The organism is Pseudomonas sp. SHLD1, from assembly GCF_028640935.1.
Taxonomy (GTDB): domain Bacteria; phylum Pseudomonadota; class Gammaproteobacteria; order Pseudomonadales; family Pseudomonadaceae; genus Chryseomonas; species Chryseomonas aestiva.
Genome location: NZ_JAQZAD010000031.1, coordinates 87,869 through 108,031, shown reverse-complemented (window position 1 = coordinate 108,031; position 20,163 = coordinate 87,869). Strand labels below are relative to the sequence as shown.

General features: G+C 66.9%; 18 protein-coding genes. 14 read left to right on the top strand and 4 right to left on the bottom strand.

All coding sequences use genetic code 11. From position 1 onward, the window contains the following. Positions 1–136 precede the first annotated feature (136 nt). The 5 genes from PVZ77_RS20675 (at position 137) to ureC (ending at position 4,076) form a co-directional block, all read left to right on the top strand. Positions 137–976 carry an urease accessory protein UreD gene (locus PVZ77_RS20675; RefSeq protein WP_273809022.1) on the top strand — a complete coding sequence of 280 codons (840 nt, stop codon included), beginning with the start codon at positions 137–139 and terminating at the stop codon, positions 974–976. Positions 977–1,108: 132 nt separating this feature from the next. After that, on the top strand, positions 1,109–1,411 hold the full coding sequence (gene ureA / locus PVZ77_RS20670; protein WP_007162996.1) for an urease subunit gamma: 303 nt from the start codon (positions 1,109–1,111) through the stop codon (positions 1,409–1,411). A 10-nt stretch (positions 1,412–1,421) separates the two neighbouring features. Then, a complete protein-coding gene (locus PVZ77_RS20665) occupies positions 1,422–1,931 on the top strand; it encodes a GNAT family N-acetyltransferase (RefSeq protein ID WP_273809021.1) in 510 nt (169 codons plus the stop codon). Beyond that, positions 1,928–2,233 (top strand): urease subunit beta, encoded by a 306-nt coding sequence (locus PVZ77_RS20660; protein ID WP_064307547.1) that lies wholly within the window; start codon positions 1,928–1,930, stop codon positions 2,231–2,233. The genes PVZ77_RS20665 and PVZ77_RS20660 overlap by 4 nt, the downstream gene beginning before the upstream one ends. Before the next feature lie 142 nt (positions 2,234–2,375). Beyond that, positions 2,376–4,076: an urease subunit alpha gene (ureC, locus tag PVZ77_RS20655; protein ID WP_273809020.1), complete on the top strand. Its 1,701-nt coding sequence runs from the start codon at positions 2,376–2,378 to the stop codon at positions 4,074–4,076. A gap of 209 nt (positions 4,077–4,285) precedes the next feature. On the opposite strand, the gene PVZ77_RS20650 is transcribed toward ureC, so the two are convergent. After that, complete coding sequence (locus PVZ77_RS20650) at positions 4,286–5,692, bottom strand: L-cystine transporter (RefSeq protein ID WP_273809019.1); 1,407 nt, start codon at positions 5,690–5,692, stop codon at positions 4,286–4,288. Between the two features lie 220 nt (positions 5,693–5,912). Between PVZ77_RS20650 and PVZ77_RS20645 the strand changes: the two genes are divergently transcribed. Together PVZ77_RS20645 and PVZ77_RS20640 are read left to right on the top strand one after the other, a co-directional pair. Beyond that, entirely contained in the window at positions 5,913–6,242 is a 330-nt protein-coding gene (locus PVZ77_RS20645; RefSeq protein ID WP_133862181.1) for a hypothetical protein, read from the top strand. 81 nt (positions 6,243–6,323) lie between these two features. After that, on the top strand, positions 6,324–6,872 hold the full coding sequence (locus PVZ77_RS20640) for a glutathione peroxidase (protein ID WP_273809018.1): 549 nt from the start codon (positions 6,324–6,326) through the stop codon (positions 6,870–6,872). 212 nt (positions 6,873–7,084) lie between these two features. Here the strand turns inward: PVZ77_RS20640 and azu are convergent, their stop codons facing one another. Next, positions 7,085–7,534, bottom strand: coding sequence for an azurin (gene azu, locus PVZ77_RS20635; RefSeq protein ID WP_273809017.1), 450 nt, complete (start codon positions 7,532–7,534; stop codon positions 7,085–7,087). Between the two features lie 335 nt (positions 7,535–7,869). On the opposite strand from azu, the gene PVZ77_RS20630 reads away from it, so the two are divergent. The 3 genes from PVZ77_RS20630 (at position 7,870) to PVZ77_RS20620 (ending at position 10,333) form a co-directional block, all read left to right on the top strand. Next, complete coding sequence (locus PVZ77_RS20630) at positions 7,870–8,457, top strand: TIGR00730 family Rossman fold protein (protein WP_273809016.1); 588 nt, start codon at positions 7,870–7,872, stop codon at positions 8,455–8,457. 97 nt (positions 8,458–8,554) lie between these two features. Continuing rightward, positions 8,555–9,412 carry an SDR family oxidoreductase gene (locus PVZ77_RS20625; protein WP_273809015.1) on the top strand — a complete coding sequence of 286 codons (858 nt, stop codon included), beginning with the start codon at positions 8,555–8,557 and terminating at the stop codon, positions 9,410–9,412. Between the two features lie 63 nt (positions 9,413–9,475). After that, a complete protein-coding gene (locus PVZ77_RS20620) occupies positions 9,476–10,333 on the top strand; it encodes a glucose 1-dehydrogenase (protein WP_273809014.1) in 858 nt (285 codons plus the stop codon). Positions 10,334–10,739: 406 nt separating this feature from the next. On the opposite strand, the gene PVZ77_RS20615 is transcribed toward PVZ77_RS20620, so the two are convergent. Together PVZ77_RS20615 and quiC are read right to left on the bottom strand one after the other, a co-directional pair. Further along, positions 10,740–11,396, bottom strand: a complete 657-nt coding sequence (locus tag PVZ77_RS20615) for a TetR/AcrR family transcriptional regulator (RefSeq protein WP_158896317.1) — start codon at positions 11,394–11,396, stop codon at positions 10,740–10,742. Between the two features lie 54 nt (positions 11,397–11,450). Then, the gene (gene quiC, locus PVZ77_RS20610) at positions 11,451–13,352 is read right to left on the bottom strand and encodes a 3-dehydroshikimate dehydratase QuiC (RefSeq protein WP_273809013.1); all 1,902 of its coding nucleotides are present in this window, start codon (positions 13,350–13,352) and stop codon (positions 11,451–11,453) included. Between the two features lie 448 nt (positions 13,353–13,800). Here quiC and PVZ77_RS20605 point away from each other — a divergent pair, with 448 nt between their 5' ends. The 4 genes from PVZ77_RS20605 (at position 13,801) to PVZ77_RS20590 (ending at position 20,150) form a co-directional block, all read left to right on the top strand. Beyond that, positions 13,801–15,198, top strand: a complete 1,398-nt coding sequence (locus PVZ77_RS20605; RefSeq protein WP_273809012.1) for an MFS transporter — start codon at positions 13,801–13,803, stop codon at positions 15,196–15,198. A 252-nt stretch (positions 15,199–15,450) separates the two neighbouring features. Continuing rightward, positions 15,451–16,716, top strand: a complete 1,266-nt coding sequence (locus tag PVZ77_RS20600) for an OprD family porin (protein WP_273809011.1) — start codon at positions 15,451–15,453, stop codon at positions 16,714–16,716. Positions 16,717–16,811: 95 nt separating this feature from the next. Further along, a complete protein-coding gene (locus PVZ77_RS20595; protein ID WP_273809010.1) occupies positions 16,812–17,876 on the top strand; it encodes a PA0069 family radical SAM protein in 1,065 nt (354 codons plus the stop codon). Positions 17,877–18,332: 456 nt separating this feature from the next. Further along, entirely contained in the window at positions 18,333–20,150 is a 1,818-nt protein-coding gene (locus PVZ77_RS20590) for an alpha/beta hydrolase family protein (RefSeq protein WP_273809009.1), read from the top strand. Positions 20,151–20,163: the final 13 nt, after the last annotated feature.

Genomic DNA, 20,163 nt, shown 5'->3' with positions numbered 1-20,163 from the left:
ATACAAAACTCAGCAAATAGCCCGGGCACCTATCCCGACGCCCTCCATAGCGCCCCCGCTTCACAAATACCACCCACCCGGTCAGATTCTTGCAAGGCCCTCCCCAAACAGCTCAACCAGAACAACGACCACCCCGATGACCTCTGCCCTGCCCCCTGCCCTCTTCACCCCCGCCTGGCTGGCGCGACTGGAGCTGGCCTATGCCCGCCAGGGCGACTGGACCCGGCCTACCACCCGCCGCCATCTCGGTCCGTTACGGGTGCAGAAACACCTGCACGCCGAAGGTCCCGAGGTCTGCCAGCACATCATCGTCCATCCACCAGGTGGCATCGCCGGGGGCGATCGGCTGGACATCGACGTCAGCGTCGGCGAGACCGCCTGGGCCCAGCTCACCAGCCCCGGGGCGGCCAAGTGGTATCGCGCCGACAGCGCGGCCCATCAGCAGATCGAGCTACGCGTGGCCGCTGGCGCCACCCTGGAGTGGCTGCCCCAGGAGACCATCGTCTTCTCCGGCGCCCAGGCCCATCTCGCCACCCGCATCGAGCTGGCAGGCGACGCCCGCCTCTGCTACTGGGACATCGTCGCCCTGGGGCGTCCGGCCAGTGCCGAGCGCTTCGCCGAGGGGCTGTTCCAGGCGCACCTGGACATCCGTCGCGATGGCACCCCGCTGTGGCACGAGCGCCAGCGCTTGGTCGGGGCGGATCGCTTGCTCGACTCGCCCATCGGCCTCGCCGGTCAGCCGGTGTTCGCCACCCTGCTGATCACCGGCACCCTGGACGCCGATACCCTGGCGCGCTGCCGCGACCTCGCCCTGCCGGTCCGCGGCGACCTGACCCAGCTGCCCGGCCTGGTGGTCGCCCGCTGCCTGGCCGCCGAATCGCTGCAGGCCCGCGCCTGGCTGATCGAGGTCTGGCGCCTGCTGCGCCCGGCCCTGCTCGGCCGCGTGGCCACGCCGCCGCGGATCTGGAGTACCTGATATCTTCGTGATAGTAGCGATAGCCGCTCTGAATTCCCGTTTAATCGCGGCCAAGGGCCGCTCCTACAGGCTCCAGCGGCATCTTGTAGGAGCGGCCCATGGCTGCGATGCCCTTCGCCAAAGAGAACACCCATGGACCTGACGCCCCGCGAAAAAGACAAGCTGCTCATCTTCACCGCCGGCCTGGTGGCCGAGCGCCGCCTGGCGCGTGGGGTGAAGCTCAACTACCCGGAAGCCATGGCGCTGATCTCCGCCGCCCTGCTCGAAGGCGCCCGTGACGGTCGCACCGTGGCCGAGCTGATGCACTACGGCACCACCCTGCTGACTCGCGACCAGGTGATGGAAGGCGTTCCGGAGATGATCCCGGAGATCCAGGTGGAAGCCACCTTCCCCGACGGGACCAAGCTGGTCACCGTCCACCAGCCGATCGCCTAGGGAGACCGCCATGAGCCTGATCGTCCGCGACGCCCTCCCTGCCGACCTGCCGGCCGTGCTGCACATCTACAACGACGCCGTCAGCAACACCACGGCGATCTGGAACGAGACCCCCGTCGACCTGGCCAACCGCCAGGCCTGGTTCGACCTGCGCGCCACCCAGGGCTACCCCATCCTGGTCGCCGAGAATGCCGAGGGCACGGTGGTGGGCTATGCCTCCTTTGGCGACTGGCGCCCCTTCGAGGGCTTTCGCCACACCGTCGAGCACTCGGTCTACATCCACCCCGACCAGCGCGGCCAGGGCATCGGGCCGCGGCTGATGACGGTGCTCATCGAACGCGCCCGCGCCTGCGACAAGCACGTCATGGTGGCCGCCATCGAGAGCGGCAACCAGGCCTCCATCCGCCTGCACGAGCGACTGGGCTTCATCACCACCGGGCAGATGCCCCAGGTCGGCACCAAGTTCGGTCGCTGGCTGGACCTCACCTTCATGCAACTGATGCTGGAGCAGCGCCCATGATCCCCGGCGAATACCAGATCCAGGACGGCGACATCGAACTCAACGCCGGCCGCCGCACCTTGAGCCTCACCGTCGCCAACAGCGGCGACCGGCCGATCCAGGTGGGCTCGCACTACCACTTCCACGAGACCAACGACGCCCTGCTGTTCGATCGCGCCCTGGCCCGCGGCATGCGCCTGAACATCGCCGCCGGCACCGCCGTGCGCTTCGAACCGGGCCAGAGCCGCGAGGTGGAGCTGGTCGAGCTGGCCGGCCTGCGCACCGTCTACGGCTTCGCCGGGCGGGTGATGGGCAAGTTGTAGGGGCAAGCCCCCTCACCCCAACCCTCTCCCTCAGGGAGAGGGGGCTAAGAGCAGACACCGAGCTCCCGCCCTTCCCCCTCTCCCGCCGGGAGAGGGTCGGGGTGAGGGCAAACCGGACCACCTTTATTCGGGACCAACGCCTATGAAAATCTCCCGCCAAGCCTATGCCGACATGTTCGGCCCCACCACCGGCGACCGGGTGCGCCTGGCCGATACCGAGCTCTGGATCGAGGTCGAAGAAGACCACACCGTCTACGGCGAAGAAGTGAAATTCGGCGGCGGCAAGGTCATCCGCGACGGCATGGGCCAGAGCCAGCTGCTGGCGGCCGAGGTGGTCGACACCGTCATCACCAATGCGCTGATCGTCGACCACTGGGGCATCGTCAAGGCCGACGTCGGCCTCAAGCAGGGCCGCATCCACGCCATCGGCAAGGCCGGCAACCCGGATATCCAGCCCGGCGTCAGCGTGCCCATCGGCGCGGCTACCGAGGTCATCGCCGGCGAGGGCATGATCCTCACCGCGGGCGGCATCGACTCCCACATCCACTTCATCTGCCCGCAGCAGATCGAAGAGGCGCTCATGAGTGGCACCACCACCATGATCGGCGGCGGCACCGGCCCGGCCACCGGCACCTATGCCACCACCGTGACCCCCGGCCCCTGGCACATGGCGCAGATGCTCAAGGCCGCCGACGCCTTTCCCATGAACATCGGCTTCACCGGCAAGGGCAACGCCAGCCTGCCCGGGCCGCTGGAGGAACAGGTGCGCGCCGGCGCCATCGGCCTGAAATTGCACGAAGACTGGGGCACCACCCCCGCCGCCATCGACAACTGCCTGGCGGTGGCCGATCGCTTCGACATCCAGGTGGCCATCCACACCGACACTCTCAACGAGTCCGGATTCGTCGAGACCACCCTCGGCGCCTTCAAGGGGCGCACCATCCACACCTACCACACCGAGGGCGCCGGTGGCGGCCACGCGCCGGACATCATCAAGGCCTGCGGCTTCCCCAATGTGCTGCCCAGCTCCACCAACCCGACGCGGCCCTTTACCAGGAACACCATCGACGAGCACCTGGACATGCTCATGGTCTGCCACCACCTGGACCCGAGCATCGCCGAGGACGTGGCCTTCGCCGAGAGCCGCATCCGCCGCGAGACCATCGCCGCCGAGGATATCCTCCACGACCTCGGCGCCTTCGCCATGATCAGCTCCGACAGCCAGGCCATGGGCCGCGTCGGCGAGGTCATCACCCGCACCTGGCAGACGGCCGACAAGATGAAGAAGCAGCGCGGCCCGCTGCCCGAGGACGGCGCCGGCAACGACAACTTCCGGGTCAAGCGCTACATCGCCAAGTACACCATCAACCCGGCGATCACCCATGGCATCAGCCACGAGGTGGGCTCCATCGAGGTGGGCAAGTTCGCCGACCTGGTGCTCTGGCGCCCGGCCTTCTTCGGCGTCAAGCCGACGCTGATCCTCAAGGGCGGCGCCATCGCGGCCAGTCTGATGGGCGACGCCAACGCCTCCATCCCCACCCCGCAACCGGTGCACTACCGCCCGATGTTCGGCAGCTACGCCGGCATGCTCCACGACACCAGCCTGACCTTCATCAGCCAGGCCGCCTTCGAGGCAGGGGTGCCGGAGCAACTGGGGCTGAAGAAGCGCATCGGCGTGGTGAAGGGCTGCCGCACCGCGCAGAAGAGCGACCTCATCCACAACGGTTACCTGCCGACCATCGAGGTCGATCCGCAGAACTACCAGGTCAAGGCCGACGGCCAGCTGCTCTGGTGCGAACCGGCGGACGTGCTGCCGATGGCGCAGCGCTACTTTCTTTTCTAAAGAGGCCTGTTCTAACCAGGCCCAGGGAATGTTGGGCTTCGCTACGCTCAACCCAACCCAACCCAACCCAACCCAACCCAACCCACGTTGCGCGTTTCGTAGGTTGGGTTGAGGCAGCTCCACCGCCGAAGCCCAACACACCGTAGCAGGCGTGGACGCCGTTGGGCTTCGCTTTCGCTCAACCCAACCTACACGAAGCCCGACGCCGTTCAGCCGCGACTGACCGGCGCGGCCGGGGCTTCGGCGCGGTCGTTGCGGTCGTAGGTGGCCTTGTCCAGCTGGCCCATCCAGCGTGCGGTCAGGGTGCCGGCGGTCATGGAGCCGTTGACGTTGAGGGCGGTACGGCCCATGTCGATCAGCGGCTCGATGGACACCAGCAGCGCCACCAGGGTGACCGGCAGGCCCAGGGCCGGCAACACGATCAGGGCGGCGAAGGTAGCACCGCCGCCCACGCCCGCCACGCCGGCCGAACTCAGGGTGACGATACCCACGAGCGTGGCGATCCACAGCGGATCGAACGGATTGATGCCCATGGTGGGCGCGATCATCACCGCCAGCATGGCGGGATAGAGACCGGCGCAACCGTTCTGGCCGATGGTGGCGCCAAAGGAGGCGGCGAAGCTGGCGATGGCCGGCGGCACGCCAAGGCGCTCGGTCTGGGCCTCGATGCTCAGCGGGATGGTCGCCGCGCTGGAACGGCTGGTGAAGGCGAAGCTCAGCACCGGCCAGACCTTGGGAAAGAAGCGCGCGGGCGACAGGCCGCTCAGGGTCAGCAGCAGCGCATGCACGCCAAAGAGGATGCCCAGGCCCAGGTAGGAGGCGATCAGGAAGGTGCCCAGCTTGAGCACGTCCTGGGGACTGGCGGTGGCGACCATCTTGGTCATCAGCGCCAGCACGCCGTAGGGGGTGAGCTGCAGCAGCAGGCGCACCAGCTTCATCACCCAGGCCTGGAGCACGTCGATGCCGGCCAGCACCTTCTCGCCACGCACCGGATCGTCGCGCTGCAGGCGCAGGGCGGCGACGCCGAGGAAGGCGGCGAAGATCACCACACTGATGATGGAGGTGGGATTGGCACCCGTGAGATCGGCGAAGGGATTCTTCGGAATGAAGGACAGCAGCAGCTGCGGCACCGACAGATCCGCCACCTTGCCGACATAGCTGTTCTGCAGGGTGGTCAGGCGCGCGGTCTCCTGGGCGCCCTGCACCAGGCCCTCGGCGCTCAGGCCGAACAGCCAGGTGACCAGCACCCCGACCAGGGCGGCGATGGCGGTGGTGAACAGCAGGGTGCCCAGAGTCAGCAGGCTGATGCGGCCCATGGACGAGGCCTCGCGCAGCCGCGCCACGGCCGCCAGGATGGAGGCGAACACCAGCGGCATGATGCTCATCTGCAGCAGCTGCACATAGCCGTTGCCGACCAGATTGAACCAGCCGATGGAAGTCTTGAGCACCGGGGCGTCATGCCCGTAGACGAATTGCAGCACCAGGCCGAAGGCCACGCCCAGGGCGAGGCCGATGAAGACGCGCACGGCCAGGCTCCAGCCGGTATTGCGGGTACGCGCCAGCAGGCCGAGCAGCACGGCGAAGGCGACGAGGTTGAGAACGAGAGGCAGATTCACACGAGGTCTCCAGAACGGCGCCCGACACGACCGCCGGACGAAAAGGCGGCGATGGTAGCAGCTCGGGCCGACTCGGCTTAGATCGAGGTGCTATCACCTGATAACGGGAGGAGCGGTCCTATCGCCGGGGTGAACGGCGCCCGCCCCTGGATGGGCGCTGCTAGAGTTCGTGCTGCCGGGAAAAGATGCCCGGCAATGCCAACCCAAAAGGAGTGATTCCATGCAACGTTTTGCCAAGCTCGCCGCTTCCTTCGCCCTCGCCGCCGCCGTCGCCGGCTGCACCGGCACCGCGATGAAGACGCAGAACCTGGATCCGTCGCAGTACACCGTCGTCGGTCATGGCGAAGGCAAGGCGACCGGCCTCATGATCCTGGGCTTCATCCCGGTCCAGCAGAACGACCGCTTCGTGCGCGCCCAGCAGGCCGCCATCAAATCCCGTGGCGGCGATGCCCTGATCAACGCCCAGGTACAGGAAAACTGGTTCTGGGCCTATGTCCTGAGCGGTTTCACCACCACCGTTTCCGGCGACGTGGTCAAGCTCAAGCGCTGAACCCCGCCAGACCGACCGACGCCGCCCATCGAGGCGGCGTTTTTGCGCTAGGCTGGTCGCTTCTCCCCGAGGAAGCCGACCATGACCGCGACCCTGATGAAACTCCCGCTGCAATCCATCGACGGCGAAACCCTGACCCTGGAGCGCTACCTGGGCAAGGTGCTGCTGGTGGTGAACGTCGCCTCCAAGTGCGGCCTTACCAGCCAGTACGAAGGCCTGGAACGCCTCTATGAGGCCCAGCGCGAGCGCGGCCTGGAAGTGCTCGGCTTTCCCGCCAACGACTTCAAGCAGCAGGAACCCGGCAGCGACGCCGAGATCAAGGAATTCTGCACCCTCACCTATCGCGTGCAATTCCCGCTGTTCGCCAAGCTCAGCGTGGTGGGTGAAGACAAGCATCCGCTCTATGCCGAACTGACCCAGGCGCAACCCGAGACGACCGGCGACGGCCCCTTCCGCGAGCGCATGCTGAGTCGTGGTGGCACTCCCAATCCCAAGCCGGAGGTGCTGTGGAATTTCGAGAAATTCCTGATCGGGCGGGACGGCGAGGTGGTGGGGCGCTTCGCGCCGGATGTGACGGCGGATGATCCGCGGTTGGTGGCGGCCATCGAGGCGGAATTGGCGAAGGGTTGAAGCCCCCCTGCCGGTACATGGCGAGGCGCGACCTGATTCGTAGGTTGGGTTGAGCTTCAGCGAAGCCCAACACTTCCAACGCGCTAGGCAGCCAGGGCGCCAAACAGATCAAGTCGACGCGGCAAGCGCTGCAACGTTGGGCTTCGCTGACGCTTAGCCCAACCTACGGCAAGTGCCTGGAGCCTTGCGCGATCAGTGCTATGACAGCAGGTCTACCCCCGCTGCAACACCCCGCGCATGGACCCGAAGTGCCCCGGAAAGGAACAGAAGAAGCTGTATTCCTTGCCCGCTTCCAGGGCCCCGGTATCGAAGGTCACCGCGTCCTTTTCGCCACCACCCAGCATGCGGGTATGGGCGATGATGCGTTCGTCGCCCTCCGGCAGGTAGCCCTTGTCTTCACCCGCGTTCATGCCGGCGGCGTCGACGGCCGAGGCATCGGTGGAACGGGTCAGCACCCAGTTATGGCCCATGACGTTCTTGGGCAGGCTGCCGTTGTGGATCAGTTCGACGGTAAAGGTCTTGCACGAGGCCGGGACCTGGATCGAGGCGCGGCTGTAGGTCATCTGGTCGCCGGCTTCGATCTGGGTGGTACAGTTGTCGGCGGCCCAGGTGCCGGTACTTCCCAGGGCGAACAGTGCGGCGGCGAAAAACGTGGATTTCATGAACCCTCCGGATGCGTGAAAGTCGCCAGTCAGACCGATGCGAGGGTGGCGTGTTCCAGCGGCCGTGGCAAGGGAACGGCTTCGCTCTATCGCCTCCATCGAAACCTTTGCCAGGTCGCCGGGCCTTACCTCTGGGTACTATCCCTCCATCATCCGCCAGCCAAGGACGCCCGCCATGACCCTTACCGCCCTGCTGCACGAGTTGTTCGCCAACTATGCCCAGGCCGCCAGCGGCAATGCGCCGGAAGCGGCTTTCCTCGCGCGATGAGGGTGCTTTGCTCCGGCGGAGCGGGCGGCTAGGCTAGGCTAGGCGCTTTGCCTGCCTAGGAGTCCTCATGTCGCTGAAAACCGTCTGTGTCTTCTGTGGCGCCAAGCCCGGTGCCTCGCCTGTCTTCGCCGAAGCCGCCGCGCACCTGGGGCGTACCCTCGCCGAGCGCGGCCTCACCCTGGTCTATGGGGGCGGCAAGGTCGGCCTGATGGGGGTAGTCGCCGATGCCGCCCTGGCGGCTGGTGGCGAAGTCATCGGCATCATTCCCCAGAGTCTCAAGACCGCCGAGCTGGGCCATACGGGCTGCACCCGCCTGGAAGTGGTCGACGGCATGCATGCGCGCAAGGCGCGGATGGCGGAACTGGCCGATGCCTTTATCGCCCTCCCCGGCGGCCTGGGCACCCTGGAAGAACTCTTCGAGGTCTGGACCTGGGGTCAGCTCGGCTATCACGCCAAGCCCATGGGCCTCCTGGAGGTCGACGGCTTCTATGCCCAGCTGGAGGGCTTCCTCGATCACCTGGTCGCCCAGGGCTTCGTCGCCGCACCGCACCGCGCCATGCTGCAGGTGGAAGCTTCACCAACGGCCCTGCTAGACGCCCTCGCCGCCTGGCAACCCACGGTGCCGCCGCGCTGGGCCGAATCGGCACCCCGCTAGCGCCGGTACACCGCCCGTCCCGGATCTCGAACCCTCGCCGCTTGTGGCCTGTCGGTACTGACAGGCCCGCAAAAGTTACCGCGACGAGGATTCTCCCATGACCGATTTCCCCAAAGCCCCGATGCCAGAACAGCAGCAGGCCGTTCCCGGCCTGCAATCGCGCATGAATCCGGTACCGGATTGCGGCGAGCAAAGCTACAAGGGTTCTGGCCGTCTGGCCGGCAAGAAGGCGCTGATCACCGGTGGCGACAGCGGCATCGGCCGCGCCGTGGCCATCGCCTTCGCCCGTGAGGGCGCCGATGTCGCCATCAGCTACCTGAACGAGCACGAAGACGCCGAGGACACCGCCCGCCTGGTGCGTGAAGCCGGCCGCGAGGCGCTGCTGCTGCCGGGTTGCCTGTCCAAGCGCGAGCAGTGCCTGGCAGTGGTGGACAAGACCGTGGCCGCCTTCGGCCGTATCGATGTGCTGGTCAACAACGCCGCCTTCCAGATGACCCACGAGACCCTCGAAGAGATTCCCGACGACGAGTGGGTCTACACCTTCGATGTAAACATCACCGCCATGTTTCGCATCACCCAGGCCGCGATAAAGCACATGGGCCAGGGTGGCTCCATCATCAACACCACCTCGGTGAACTCGGACATGCCGCGGCCAACGCTGCTGGCCTATGCCACCACCAAGGGCGCCATCGCCAACTTCACCGCCGGCCTGGCTCAGCTGCTCGGCGAGAAGGGCATCCGCGCCAACAGCGTGGCCCCTGGCCCCGTCTGGACCCCGCTGATCCCGGCCACCATGCCGCCGGAGCAGGTCAAGGAATTCGGTGGCAACACCCCGCTCGGTCGCCCTGGCCAGCCGGTGGAACTGGCGCCGGTCTACGTGATGCTGGCGTCGGACGAATCCAGCTACACCTCGGGCGCGCGCATCGCCGTCACCGGCGGCAAGCCGATTCTCTGACCCGCCCCGCACCCCGGCACAGGCCGGGGTCGCCCCTTCTGTTTCCGCCTTCGGAGCCCTCTCGTGAGCGACCATCCCAAACCCCCGCTGAAACCCCAACCCCAGACCTTTCCCGGCTCCGAAGCACGCATGGAGCCCCAGCCCGACAGCGGCGCCGCGAGCTACCGCGGCTCGGGTCGCCTGGCAGGCAAGAAGACCCTGATCACCGGTGCCGACAGCGGCATCGGTCGCGCCGTGGCCATCGCTTTCGCCCGTGAGGGCGCCGATGTCGCCATCGCCTACCTGGACGAGCACGAGGATGCGCAGGAGACCGCCCGCCTGGTCACCGAAGCCGGGCGCCAGGCCGTGCTGCTGCCGGGCGATCTGGCCGAGCGCCAGACCTGCCTGGACGTGGTGCAGAAGACCGTCGAGGCCTTCGGTCGCATCGACGTGCTGGTCAACAACGCCGCCTTCCAACAGGTGCGCGACAGCCTCGACGAGATCCCTGACGAGGAATGGGTACATACCTTCAACGTGAACATCCATGGGATGTTCCGCATCACCCAGGCGGCGCTGAAGCACATGCCACGCGGCGGCTCCATCATCAACACCGCCTCGATCAATGCCGACATCGCTCCGCCGACCCTGCTGGCCTATTCGGCCACCAAGGGTGCTATCGCCAACTTCACCGCGGGTCTGGCGCAGCTGCTGGGCGACAAGGGCATCCGCGCCAACAGCGTGGCTCCCGGCCCGATCTGGACACCGCTGATCGTCAGCACCATGAAGCCGGACGAACCGGAGCAATTCGGTAGCAGCACGCCGCTGGGTCGTCCCGGCCAGCCGGCGGAACTCGCGCCGGCCTATGTGCTGCTGGCATCCGATGAAGCGAGCTACATCTCCGGCGCCATGCTGCCGGTGACGGGCGGGATGCCGGTGCTCTGAGGGTTCTGACTGGGGTGCCGGGGTTTGCCCTCACCCCGGCCCTCTCCCCGAGGGAGAGGGGGTAGATCCGTAGGCTGGATTGAGCGCAGCGAAGCCCCAACGCGTGGACATCCAGGAGCGTTGGGCTTCGACAATGAAGCCGTCTCAACCCAACCTACGCCGTCTTCTGACCTATGAAGCGGGGTTTGCCCTCACCCCAGTCCTCTCCCCGAGGGAGAGGAAGTAGATCCGTAGGCTGGATTGAGCGCAGCGAAGCCAAACGCGGGGACATCCAGCAGCGTTGGGCTTCGACGATGAAGCCGTCTCAACCCAACCTGCGTGGTTTGCCGCCCTGCGAATCCATGCCGGCGACTGGCCGCATCGGCCAAACGCTCCCTCTCCCCTGGGAGAGGGTCGTCCGGAGGTCCTACGGCTGCAGGTAGCGCACCATCGCATCGCCGATCATGGTCTTGTGCCGGCGCAGCACGGCCGGCTCCTCCATGTCGATGTCGTGGATGTGGCCAAAGGTGTGCCGGTTGGAGACGCGGTAGAAGCAGAATGAGCACATCAGCAGGTGCACATCCACCGCGTCCAGCCCGCTGCGGATCTCGCCGCTGGCTTCGCCGCGCGCCAGAATGCGGCGCAGGGCCTCCAGCGCCGAGGAGTTGAGGCTGGAAATGGTCTCGGACTGCGCCAGGTGACGACCGCGGTGGATGTTCTCGATGCTCACCACGCGGATGAAGTCGTCGTGGCTGCGATGGTGCTCGAAGAGGAATTCCGCCAGGGTGCGGATCGCCTCCAGCGGCGGCAGGCGGTCCAGTGGCAATTCGGCCTCGTTGCCGCGCACGTCGCTGTAGAGCTTTTCCAGCACCGTCAGGTAGAGCTGCTCCTTGCTGCCGAAGTAGTAGTAGATCATCCGCTTGGAGGTATGGGTGCGCTCGGCGATGGCGTCCACCCGCGCCCCGCTCAGCCCCAGGTCGGCGAACTCGGCCACGGCGGCGGCAAGGATGGCCTGGCGGGTCTTCTCGGGATTGTTCTTGCGCGGGGTACGGAGCGTGGGCGCGAGCGCCGGGGTGTCCTGCATCGGGCTGACTCTTGTCGGAGGAGAGGCGCGGGCACCCGCAGGTGCCCGCCTGGCTCAGAATTCCAGGGGTGCCGGGCGGCCCTGGCGGGCCTGCAGCATGGCCGCCAGGCGGACCGGGCTGTTGGCCGCGCCGTAGCCACTGTAATCCTTGCGCTGGAGGATCTCGAAGAAGAATCGGTCGGCGAAGGACTCGGTGTAGACGTGAAACAGCTCGCCACCCTGGGCGTCACGGTCGTAGAGGACGTTGTAGTAGGCCAGCCGACTGAGGAAGTCGTCGTCGAAATCGAAGCGCGCCCCCAGGTCGTCGTAGTAGTTCATCGGGATCTCCAGCAGGGGCACCCCGGCGGCCTTGGCCTGCTCCACGGCCAGGAAGATGTCCTGGCAGGCGAAGGCGATGTGATGCACCCCCGACCCGCGATAGCTGGACAGCGCCCGGGCGATGGCGGTGTTGCGATTCTCCGAGATGTTCAGCGCCAGGCGCACGCTGCTCTCGCGATTCTTCAGCGCGCGACTCTTGACCAGGCCATAGGGGTCCGGGACCACCACCTCGTCGTCGGCGCTGAAGTCGAACAGGCTCTTGTAGAACAGCACCCAGCTGTCCAGGGCATCGGCCGGCAGGGCGATGGCCACGTGATCGACATGGGTCAGCCCGAGGCCCCCGCTGGCACCGGCGCTGACATCGAAGTCGGTGTCGTAGAGACTGCGGCCATCCACGTCGCGATCGGCGAGATAGATCAGGCTGCCGTCCGGTGCCCGTACCGCCGGGATCTCCCGCTCGTTGGGGCCAACCAGGCCGCGATAGGGCTGCGCACGGTACTGCTGGGCGCGCTCCAGGGCGGCCTGGCTGTCCGGCACGCGCAGGGCCATGGCGCACAGCGAGGGGCCGTGGGCCTCGAAGAAGTTGTGGCCGAAGGAATAGGGTTCGGCGTTGAGCACCAGGTTGATCTCGCCCTGGCGCAGCAGGGTGACGTTCTTCGAGCGATGGCGGCCGGCCTGGGCGAAGCCCAGCTTGCCCAGCCAGCGCGCCAGTTCGGCGCCATGGCCGTCGTCCACGGCGAATTCGAGGAATTCGGTGCCTTCCAGACGCGGCGCCTCGGGCGGGGCGAACAGCGGCGCCGCCACCGGGGTCTCCTCGCGCTGCAGCCGCGCGGCGGTCTGCTCCTCCAGGTATAGCAGGGATCTTAGGCCATCGGCGGCGGTGGCGCGGGTCTGGGCGGCGCGGAAACCGTCGTTGAAGATCTCCAGCGACAGCGGCCCCTGGTAGCCGGTCTGCAGGATGGGCGCGAGGAAACCGGCCAGGTCGAATTCGCCCTGCCCCGGGAAGCAGCGGAAATGCCGACTCCACTCCAATACGTCCATCTGCAGCAGCGGCGCATCGGCCATCTGCACGAAAAAGATCTTGTCCCCCGGGATCTGCGCGATGGCCGCCGGATCGCCACCGATGGACAGGGTGTGGAAGCTGTCGAGCAACACGCCGAGATTGGGATGATCGACCGCCTTCACCAGGCGCCAGACCTGCTGCCAGGTGTTGACGTGGCGGCCCCAGGCCAGGGCCTCGTAGCCGATGCGCAATTCGCGCGGCGCGGCGCGCTCGGCCAGCAGCTGCAGGTCATCGGCGATCAGGCGCTCGTCGCCGAGGCTGTCGGCGGCGGTGTTGCTGCACACCAGGATGAGATCGGTGCCCAGCTCCTGCATGAGGTCGAACTTGCGCTCGGCGCGGTCGAGATTGCGCTGCAGACGCTCGCGGCGATTGCCCTCGAAGTCGCGGAACGGCTGGAACAGGGTAATGGCCAGCCCCAGGTCCTGGGCGCGCTGGCGGATCTCGCGCGGACTGGCCCCGGAATACAGCAGGTCGTTCTCGAAGATCTCCACACCGTCGAAGCCCGCTGCGGCGATGGCCTCGAGCTTTTCGGTCAGGGTGCCGCTGATGGATACGGTCGCGATGGAACGCTGCATGCCGGTGCTCCTGTGTTGGACGGCCACGCTGCCGGACATGGCGGGCGGGGTGGCGCGGATTCGTCGGGTCTGGCACCGATTATTCGTGGCACCCCGGGGCCCAACAATGGATTATGTACGAACCGGTTAGTTTCTGTTCGCTGATCGAACATTTGGTCGTCCGGCGAATTGACCAGGCCCGGCAGCGCCTCGCACTATGGATCGCAGAGCCCAGCGCTCGTCGCTTCCGCCGCGTCGACCATAACAAGACAAACAAGAGTGTGCGTCCATGCCTCAGCTATCCACGTTATCCTGCGTCCCCCGTCTCGTCTGCAGCCCCACCGCGCTCAGTCGGCGACGGCCAGGCTAGGTCCTCTCGTCCTTTCCATCTTCGGCTCCCGCGGCCCGAGCGAGTTCGTGCGCGGCGCTGAAACCCTCCTGGCCTGACAATAAAATTCCGGAGACAACCATGGCCACTACCGCCTCCCCCACCCCTGGCTCCCAAGCCAAGAAAGCCACCGCGAGCGGCTGGATCGGCTCGGCGCTGGAATACTATGACTTCTTCATCTACGCCCAGGCGGCGGCGCTGATCTTTCCGCAGATCTTCTTCCCCTCCAGCGATCCCAAGATGGCCATCGTCGCCTCCCTCGCCACCTATGGCGTGGGCTATCTGGCGCGACCGGTCGGCGCCTTCGTACTCGGTCACTGGGGCGATACCCGCGGCCGCAAGAACGTCCTGCTGCTGTGCATGTTCCTCATGGGCATCGCCACCATGGCCGTGGGCCTGCTGCCCACCTACCACCAGATCGGCATCCTCGCGCCCATCCTGCTGGTGGTGCTGCGCCTGATCCAGGGCTTCGCCGTGGCCGGCGAGATCTCCGGGGCCAGTTCCATGGTGCTCGAACACGCGCCCTTCGGCCGACGTGGCTACTATGCGAGCTTTACCCTGCAGGGGGTGCAGGCCGGCCAGGTGATGGCCGCCGCGGTGTTCCTGCCGCTGGCCTACTTCATGCCCGCCGATGCCTTCAACAGCTGGGGCTGGCGCATTCCCTTCCTGCTCAGCGCCTTCGTCCTCCTGGCCGGATTCATCATCCGGAGGGAAGTCCATGAGACGCCCGCGTTCGTCAAGGAAGAAGCCAAGACCGGCACCGCCACAGTGGCCAGACGCTCGCCCATCGGCGAAGCCCTGACCACCAGCTGGAAGGCCATGGTCCTGGTCGCGCTGATGGCGCTGATGAACGTCATCCCGGTGGTAGCCACCATCTTCGGCGCCGCCTACGCGGTGCAGCCGGCCTACGGCATCGGCTTCGACAAGAGCGTCTACCTGTGGATACCGGTGGTGGGCAACATCGTCGCCGTGCTGGTGATCCCCTTCGTCGGCAACCTCTCCGACCGCATCGGTCGCCGGCCGACCATGATCGGTGGCGCCCTGGGTTCGGGTCTGCTGGCCTTCGGTTACCTCTATGCCATCAGCATCCACAACCTGCCGCTGGCCTTCCTCATGTCGCTGCTGATGTGGGGCGTGGTCTACCAGGGCTACAACGCGGTCTTCCCCAGCTTCTACCCGGAGCAGTTCCAGACCCGCTACCGCGTCTCGGCCATGGCCATCGCCCAGAACATCGGCACCATGCTCACCGCCCTGCTGCCGGCACTGTTCGCCCTGGTCGCCCCGCCCGGCACCGACAACATCTGGCTGGTGGTCGGTGGCCTGGCCTTCGGCGTGACCTGCCTGTCGGCCCTGGCGGCCTACCTGTCGCCGGAAACCTACCGGGTACCCATGAGCGACCTGGGCAAGCCGGGCGCCGTGCAGATGGACAAGCACGCCTATGACACGGCCCGCCAGGACAGCCTCAAGGCCAGCGTCTGACCCCTCGCGAGCCCTCGCCTAGCGAGGGCTCCGTCCTGCTACCTTGGTAGTCTTGCCGTAAGACATACGTTGTCATATAACTGCTTGGCCGAACGCCTCGGCCGCTGCTTTCCGATAATTCAAATAAGAAAGGAATCCCTCATGTCGCCTGCACCCTCCTAGCCGTACCTCGCGCCACCGCCCTACCCGCCTTCGTCAGATGCCGCCCCCGCGCCGGCAGGGCACCCCTTACCTACAAGAACAAGGAACACCATGAGCACTCGACTCGCTTCCGGCCGGCTCGCCCGTGCCTGCGCCGCCTTCGCCGCCCTCGCCAGCACCACGCCGCTGTGGGCCGCGGACGGCTTCATCGAAGGCACCAAGGCCACGCTCAACCTGCGCAACTTCTACTTCAATCGCAACTTCGTCGATCCGGCCTACACCGCGCAGAACAAGGCCGAGGAATGGACCCAGAGCTTCATCTTCGGCCTGACCTCCGGCTACACCCAGGGACCGGTGGGCTTCGGCATCGATGCCCTGGGGCTCTATTCGGTCAAGCTCGACGGTGGCGCCGGCACCTACGGCACCCAGCTGCTGCCGACCCATGCCGGCAACGAACCGGCCAAGGATTTCGGGCGCCTGGCGGTGGCCGCCAAGGCCAAGGTGTCCAAGACCGATATCAAGGTCGGCGAGTGGTTCGCCGTGCTGCCGATCCTCAGATCCGACGACGGTCGCTCGCTGCCGCAGACCTTCCAGGGCGCGCAGATCCACTCCACCGAGATCCAGAACCTGGAACTCTGGGGCGGCCAGATGCGGCAGAACAGCCCGCGCAACGACGCCAGCATGGAAGACATGTTCATGCAGGGCCGCGCCAATGCCACCTCCGACCGCTTCAACTTCGTCGGCGGCGAATACAAGTTCAACGAGAAGCGCACCCAGATCGGCCTCTGGTACGCCCAGCTCGAAGACATCTACAACCAGAAGTTCATCAACCTGATCCACTACCAGCCGGTGGGCAGCTGGACCCTGGGCGCCAACCTCGGCTACTTCATCGGCGACGATGATGGCTCGGCCCGCGCCGGTGCCCTGGACAACCGCACCGCCTATGCGCTGCTCTCGGCCAAGCAGGGCGGCGGCACCTTCTATGTCGGCCTGCAGCGCGTCAGCGGCGACAGCGCCTGGATGAGGGTCAACGGCACCAGCGGCGGCACCCTGGCCAACGACAGCTACAACTCCAGCTACGACAACGCCCGGGAGCGCTCCTGGCAGGTGCGCTACGACCACAACTTTGCCGCCTTCGGCGTGCCGGGCCTGACCCTGATGAACCGCTACCTCAGCGGCGACAACGTGCACACCGGCAGCATCACCGACGGCAAGGAGTGGGGTCGCGAATCCGAGGTGCAATACGAGGTGCAGAGCGGGCCGCTGAAGAAGCTGCTGATCCGCTGGCGCAACTCCAGCATGAGACGCGACTACAGTGCCAGCGGCTCCTTCGACGAGAACCGCATCATCCTCAACTATCCGATCTCGGTGTTGTAGGAAACGCGGGTGCGGCTGTCGGGGTGGCAGCCGCACCCTTGCCCGGATCGACCAGACCTTATACTGTATAAAAATACAGCCATCGAGGTCTGCTCATGACCCAGCCCCAACGCCCGCCACGGGGTCGTGGCACCGCCAGCAATCCGCACAATCGCTTTGCCGCGACCCGCAGCGAGGCCGAGCACGACGGCTGGTACGAGGAAGCTACCCCGCTGACCTTCACCACCAGCGTGCGCCGGGAAACGGCCAAGACGGTGATCAGCCGCAACCAGTCGCCGGACGTCGGCTTCGATCGCTCGGTGAATCCCTATCGCGGCTGCGAGCATGGCTGCATCTACTGTTTCGCCCGCCCCTCCCATGCCTACTGGGACCTCTCGCCCGGTATCGACTTCGAGACCCAGCTGATCGCCAAGACCAATCTGGCCGAGCGGCTGGAGGCGGAGCTGAGCAAGCCGGGCTATCAGCCGCAGCCCATCGCCCTGGGCATCAATACCGACGGCTACCAGCCTATCGAGCGGCAATACCAGCTGACCCGCCAGGCGCTGGAGATCCTGCTGCGCTATCGCCACCCGGTGACGATCATCACCAAGAGCGCGCTGATCCTGCGCGACCTGGATCTCTTCGTGCAGCTCGCCGAGCGCAATCTGGTGCGCGTCGCCTTCAGCCTGACCACGCTGGACGATGACCTCAAGCGCATCCTCGAACCGCGCACCGCGGCGCCCCAGGCCCGGCTGCGCGCCATGCGCACCCTGCACGAGCACGGCGTGCCGGTGAGTGCCCTGCTGGCGCCGATGATTCCCATGATCAACGACCATGAACTGGAAGCCCTGCTGGAGGCGGCCCGCGACCACGGCGCCCGCTCGGCCGGCTATACGCTGTTGCGGCTGCCACTGGAAATCGTCGAGTTGTTCGAGGAATGGCTGCAGACGCACTTCCCCGACCGCGCCGCCCATGTGATGAGCCTGATCCGCCAGTCGCGCGGCGGGAAGAACTACGACAGTCGCTTCGGCATCCGCATGAAGGGCGAAGGCCAGTTCGCCGACCTGCTGGCCCAGCGCTTTCGCCTGGCACGCCGCCGCTTCGGCCTGGAGCGCCGCGCGGGCGAGGGCCTGGATTGCAGCCAGTTCGCCCCGCCGGGGGAGCAGCTGGGGTTGTTCTAGCACCGGCGCCGAACGGACTGCCCCCTCACCCCAACCCTCTCCCACCGGGAGAGGGGAAAAACAACGCAGCCCCGTAGGTTGGGTCGAGCGTAGCGAAGCCCAACGATACAGCCACCCTCACCCCAACCCTCCCCCACAGGGAGAGGGGAAAAGCAACGCAGCCCCGTAGGTTGGGTTGAGCGTAGCGAAGCCCAACGATACAGCCACCCTCACCCCGACCCTCTCCCACAGGAGAGGGGGAAAAGCAACGCAGCCCCCGCAGGTTGGGTTGAGCGCAGCGAAGCCCAACGATACAGCCACCCTCACCCCAACCCTCCCCCACAGGGAGAGGGGCAAAACGAGGCGCGCCCCGTAGGTTGGGTTGAGCGTAGCGAAGCCCAACAGCGTGGCATCCCTCACCCAGCCCTCCGTACCCAGCTGCTAGGCTAGACGGCTGTGCTCACCTCTGGAGTCGCCATGACCGCCCCTATCCCGCTCACGCCGGCCCAGGCCGTTGCCGCCGGTATCGATTTCGCCGAACTCAAGGTCGATGCCAGCGGCCTCTACTGGAGTCAGTACGATCCCGCCGACGGCGCCACCCGGCTGTGGGTCCGCGAGGCCGGCGCCGCGCCGCGTTGTCTCACGCCGGCGGGCTTCAGCCTGCGCAGCAAGGTCTACGAATACGGCGGCGGCGCCCTTTGCCTGGGTGACCAGGGACCGCTGTTCGTCAACGAAGCCGACCAGGCGGTCTATCGCCAGCCGCGAGAGGGCGGCGCGCCCGAATGGCTGGCCGGTGGCGAGGCCTGGCGCTATGGCGATCTGCACTGGGATGGCGTCCGGCAGCAGGTGTTGGCGGTCGAGGAGGATCGCCGCGAGCAGCCGCCGCGGCATCGCCTGGTCGCCCTGCGTGCGGGCGGCGCGCGCCAGGTGCTGGCCGAAGGCGCGGATTTCTACGCCGCACCGCGCACCAGCGCCGACGGCCGCCGCCTGGCCTGGATCGAGTGGGACCGGCCCCACCAGTCCTGGACCCGCACCCGGCTGCTGACTGCGCCGCTGGATACCGCAGGACGGCCCGGTGCGCCCACCATCGTGTCGGCCGATCCCGAGGAGTCGCTGCAACAACCGCAGTTCGACAGCGAGCAGCGGCTCTGGGCGCTGAGCGATCGCCAGGGCTGGTGGCAGCCCTGGTGCGAGTCCGCGGCGGGCTTCGCCCCCCAGGAGGCATCCGCGGCGGATCATGCGGCGGCGCCCTGGCAACTGGGCGGTAGCAGCTGGCTGCCGACCGCGGAAGGCTGGCTGGCGACCTGGCAGGAAGATGGCTTCGGCCTGCTCGGCGAGCACCGGACGAATGGCGAGACCTGCCGCCTGGCCGCGGACTTCAGCCGCTTCCGTGGCTTGGCGCTGGACGACAGCCACTGCTATTGCATCGCCGCGTCCCCCACACGCCCCTCGGCGGTGCTGGCCATCGACCGCTGGAGCGGCGCGGTGGAGATCGTCACCGGCGGCGTCGCGCCCTTCCGCGACAGCGCCATCGTCGCGCCCCGGTCGCTGAGCTATCCCAGCGGCGACAGCCAGGCCCGGGGCTTTCTCTATCTGCCGGAACGGCACGGCGAGGGTCCGCCGCCCCTGCTGGTCAGCATCCATGGCGGTCCCACCTCCTGCACCTATCCGGTGTTCGATGCCCGCATCCAATTCTGGGTGCGTCAGGGCTTCGCCGTAGCCGATCTCAACTATTGCGGCAGCAGCGGCCACGGTAGGGCCTACCGCCAGGCACTGCACCTGCGCTGGGGCGAGGTGGACGTCGAGGATGCCTGCGCGGTGGTCGACTACCTGGGCGCCCAGGGCCTGGTGGACCCGGCGCGGGCCTTTATCCGCGGCGGCAGCGCGGGCGGCTACACGGTGCTCTGCGCCCTGGCCTTCCGCGACGTCTTCCGCGCCGGCGCCAGCCTCTATGGCGTCAGCGATCCCCTGGCGCTGGCCAAGGCTACTCACAAGTTCGAAGCCGACTACCTGGACTGGCTGATCGGCGATCCCGAGGCCGATCGTGCGCGCTACGAGGCGCGGACGCCGCTGCTGCATGCCGACGGTATCCAGGCGCCGGTGATCTTCCTGCAGGGCCTCAAGGATGCCGTGGTGGTCCCGGCGCAGACCGATACCATGGCCGCGGCGCTGGAAGCGCGCGGCATACCGGTGGTGGTCAGGCGTTATCCCGACGAAGGCCATGGCTTTCGCCGGGCGGACAACCAGGCGGATGCCCTGGAACAGGAAGCCGCCTTCTATCGCCGCTGGCTGTGAGGAGGGCGCGCCC

Excerpts from the sequence above, each read along its gene's own strand:
- PVZ77_RS20675 (WP_273809022.1), top strand. The coding sequence starts at position 137 with ATGACCTCTGCCCTGCCCCCTGCCCTCTTCACCCCCGCCTGGCTGGCG.
- ureA (WP_007162996.1), top strand. The coding sequence starts at position 1,109 with ATGGACCTGACGCCCCGCGAAAAAGACAAGCTGCTCATCTTCACCGCC.
- PVZ77_RS20665 (WP_273809021.1), top strand. The coding sequence starts at position 1,422 with ATGAGCCTGATCGTCCGCGACGCCCTCCCTGCCGACCTGCCGGCCGTG.
- PVZ77_RS20660 (WP_064307547.1), top strand. The coding sequence starts at position 1,928 with ATGATCCCCGGCGAATACCAGATCCAGGACGGCGACATCGAACTCAAC.
- ureC (WP_273809020.1), top strand. The coding sequence starts at position 2,376 with ATGAAAATCTCCCGCCAAGCCTATGCCGACATGTTCGGCCCCACCACC.
- PVZ77_RS20645 (WP_133862181.1), top strand. The coding sequence starts at position 5,913 with ATGCAACGTTTTGCCAAGCTCGCCGCTTCCTTCGCCCTCGCCGCCGCC.
- PVZ77_RS20640 (WP_273809018.1), top strand. The coding sequence starts at position 6,324 with ATGACCGCGACCCTGATGAAACTCCCGCTGCAATCCATCGACGGCGAA.
- azu (WP_273809017.1), bottom strand. The coding sequence starts at position 7,534 with ATGAAATCCACGTTTTTCGCCGCCGCACTGTTCGCCCTGGGAAGTACC.
- PVZ77_RS20630 (WP_273809016.1), top strand. The coding sequence starts at position 7,870 with ATGTCGCTGAAAACCGTCTGTGTCTTCTGTGGCGCCAAGCCCGGTGCC.
- PVZ77_RS20625 (WP_273809015.1), top strand. The coding sequence starts at position 8,555 with ATGACCGATTTCCCCAAAGCCCCGATGCCAGAACAGCAGCAGGCCGTT.
- PVZ77_RS20615 (WP_158896317.1), bottom strand. The coding sequence starts at position 11,396 with ATGCAGGACACCCCGGCGCTCGCGCCCACGCTCCGTACCCCGCGCAAG.
- quiC (WP_273809013.1), bottom strand. The coding sequence starts at position 13,352 with ATGCAGCGTTCCATCGCGACCGTATCCATCAGCGGCACCCTGACCGAA.
- PVZ77_RS20605 (WP_273809012.1), top strand. The coding sequence starts at position 13,801 with ATGGCCACTACCGCCTCCCCCACCCCTGGCTCCCAAGCCAAGAAAGCC.
- PVZ77_RS20600 (WP_273809011.1), top strand. The coding sequence starts at position 15,451 with ATGAGCACTCGACTCGCTTCCGGCCGGCTCGCCCGTGCCTGCGCCGCC.
- PVZ77_RS20595 (WP_273809010.1), top strand. The coding sequence starts at position 16,812 with ATGACCCAGCCCCAACGCCCGCCACGGGGTCGTGGCACCGCCAGCAAT.
- PVZ77_RS20590 (WP_273809009.1), top strand. The coding sequence starts at position 18,333 with ATGACCGCCCCTATCCCGCTCACGCCGGCCCAGGCCGTTGCCGCCGGT.